This is a genomic window from Marinobacter sp. (genome assembly GCF_035268745.1).
Classification (GTDB): Bacteria; Pseudomonadota; Gammaproteobacteria; order Pseudomonadales; family Oleiphilaceae; genus Marinobacter.
The window spans coordinates 1-1,804 of record NZ_DATFKH010000042.1; the positions used below are offsets into that span (position 1 = coordinate 1).

Annotated in this window: 3 protein-coding genes; all 3 read left to right on the forward strand. The window is 55.5% G+C overall.

Going from position 1 to position 1,804, the window contains the following annotated elements; all coding sequences use genetic code 11:
* Window positions 1-321, forward strand: a 321-nt coding sequence (locus tag VJ956_RS03015; RefSeq protein ID WP_324081501.1) for a PAS domain-containing protein, incomplete at its 5' end; no start/stop codon positions are given.
* Window positions 322-365: 44 nt separating this feature from the next.
* On the forward strand, window positions 366-896 hold the full coding sequence (locus tag VJ956_RS03020; RefSeq protein ID WP_324081502.1) for a CIA30 family protein: 531 nt from the start codon (window positions 366-368) through the stop codon (window positions 894-896).
* Window positions 893-1,711 (forward strand): SDR family NAD(P)-dependent oxidoreductase, encoded by an 819-nt coding sequence (locus VJ956_RS03025; RefSeq protein WP_324081504.1) that lies wholly within the window; start codon window positions 893-895, stop codon window positions 1,709-1,711. Before VJ956_RS03020 ends, VJ956_RS03025 begins: the two co-directional genes overlap by 4 nt.
* Window positions 1,712-1,804 lie beyond the last annotated feature (93 nt).

Consider the following 1,804-nt stretch of genomic DNA (forward strand, 5'->3'; position numbering starts at 1 on the left):
GAATCGATCATGGTGACCAAAGCGACTTCTGATCATACAAACTCTGTGATCATCTATGTAAACCAGGCCTTCAGCAATTTAACCGGCTATTCTGCAGATGAAGTAATCGGAAAAACACCGGGATTGCTTCAGGGACCGAGAACCGAGAGAGGAGTCAAAGAGCGGTTGGCTGAAGATCTGAGAAATAACCGGACCTTTCACGGCGACACCATTAATTACCGCAAGGACGGCTCCTCTTTTGTCATTGAATGGAAAATCGCACCGGTGATGGATGGCGACGAAGTCACGCATTATGTGGCCGTTCAGAGAGCTATCGGTTAGGACTTATAAACGCGTCCAAGCAGAGAGCGACCGAAAGAAAGCCAATGAAAGACACGCACAGCACCAGCAGTGCCAACTCCACCCTGGTTTCGTTCGATTCTCGAGACGAGCGATTGCAATGGAGCTCACTCGGTGACCAGGTAATGGGCGGACAATCGGACGGAGCGCTGGTTCACTCTGAGGAAGGAGTCGGCCTCTTTCACGGCACTGTGCGACTGGATAACGGCGGTGGCTTTGCCTCTGTCAAGGCAGACTTGCCGGAACCCGTCGATGCCACCCGATGGACAGGCATTGAATTGCTGGCAAAGGGCGACGGCAAAACCTACAAGGTCGGCCTTCGCAACAGCACCAACCGGCGCAGCATTGTTTACCAGCATGCGTTCACCCCGGATACGGAAGAGTGGAGCCGCATACGCCTGCCGTTCAGTGAATTCATTCCGACCTGGCGCGGCAAGACAGTGACCGACGCGGAACCACTGAATCTTGAGCACCTGGCTTCAGTCAGCCTTTTTGTTTCCGGGCGACAGGTTGGTGAATTTCAACTGAAGATGCAGGACTGGAGGTTGATCCGGTGACAATACTAGCCCTGATAACCGGTGCCAGCGCAGGCATTGGCCATGAAACCTGCGCCCTCTTTGCCCGGAAAGGCTACAGGGTGATCGCCCTGTCCCGACAACCAACCGGCGTCGAGTCTGCAGATCTGGAGCTGGTGCTGGATCTTGAATCCTTTGAACAGATTGAAGGGCTTGCGGGCGCGCTGGACGCCGAAATCGCGGGCGCCGAGCGGGTTATTCTGGTCAACAACTCCGGTTACGGGCAATTCGGCGCGCTTCGCGACCTCTCCGAATCCATGTGGCAAAAGCAATTCAGCACCCACGTATTCGGCCCGATCAAGCTGGCTGCGGTCTGCCTGAGGCTCTGCGAACAACACGGCATACCCTTGCGAGTCATCGCGGTTAGCTCTGTTCTCTCCATCGCGCCCCAGAAAATGAAAGGCGCCTATTGTGCCGCCAAATCCGCGATGAACACGGCCCACGAAAGCTTCTGGTTTGATGAACAGGGCAGCAAGAGCCTGGAAAGTGTGTCGCTGGTACTTCCCGGGCCCGTGGTGACCCGGTTCAGAGAACATGCACTGGCCGCTTTGCAGCCCGTGCTTGGCCGAGCGAGCGCCGTGCACCAGGAAAAGTACCAAGCAATGGAAGCAGCACTGGCGCCAGGCGCCAGCATCAAGCCCTTTACAGCCAGTGCGTCGGACGTCGCGAAAAAGATTGTCCGGGCGGCAGAAGCGACACGCCCCAAGCCTCGATATCTGGTTACACCCCAGACCTACGCTGCCGAATTTATCACCCGGTTTATTCCCCGCTCGATCCAGAGAATCCTATTGAGGTAGGCAACCATCCCCTAAAGCCGGCCCTGTGTGGGCTGCAAGCCGAATAGCAACATATATATTGCAAAAACCCTAAATAGCAACTAATGTGTTTCA